Origin of the sequence: Azoarcus taiwanensis, assembly GCF_012910885.1 — a bacterium.
GTDB classification, from domain to species: Bacteria; Pseudomonadota; Gammaproteobacteria; order Burkholderiales; family Rhodocyclaceae; genus Azoarcus_F; species Azoarcus_F taiwanensis.
Window position 1 is genome coordinate 1 of the sequence record NZ_WTVM01000292.1, and the last position, 554, is coordinate 554.

The 554-nt window shown below is 63.4% G+C and carries 2 protein-coding genes; both read right to left on the reverse strand.

Going from position 1 to position 554, the window contains the following annotated elements; translation table 11 throughout:
• The coding region (locus GPA21_RS20375; RefSeq protein ID WP_168989871.1) for a UUP1 family membrane protein at nt 1-204 on the reverse strand (204 nt) is incomplete at its 3' end.
• 3 nt (nt 205-207) lie between these two features.
• Nucleotides 208-554, reverse strand: a 347-nt coding sequence (locus GPA21_RS20380) for a putative ATP-dependent zinc protease (protein ID WP_211163755.1), incomplete at its 5' end; no start/stop codon positions are given.

The window sequence follows — 554 nt, forward strand, 5'->3', positions numbered from 1 at the left end:
GCCCTGCTGGCTGATTGGCACTGCAAGTTCGACGATGACCGGGCCACCGCCCGCCTCCAGTCGCACCTGTGCTTCGACCTCCCACACCGCACGTTGCTCGCCTGGTGTGAACGGCACTTCATACTGGATATGGCGGTGAACAGAGAGCCCGATGCCGATGAACATCAGGAGCGCTACGACGATATAGAAGGGTTTGCGCGACACGGCTTATTCCTCGTCGCTCTCTTCGTCAGACTGGTCTCGCACGGCGCGCGCAGCCGACTCTCCGCCGGGGAATTCCGGCCGCGGGTGAACAAAGGTCCGGCTCACGTCGACCAGTACCAAGTCCATCATGAACCGCCTTCCGAGCAAGACCGGATGCGTGAGCCGGGTGCGGTCATTGACGGTGAACTCCACCTGCTGCTCCATCGGGCCGAGCGTGATTGGCAGACTGATCACCGGCCGCCGCTCCACGCCGGTTGCCTGCACGATGCGGACATAACGGCGCACCGGCAACTCGAACCAGGTCTCACGCGCAGTTTGAACCGCCACGTCCTCGCGAGTCAGCCCCAGAC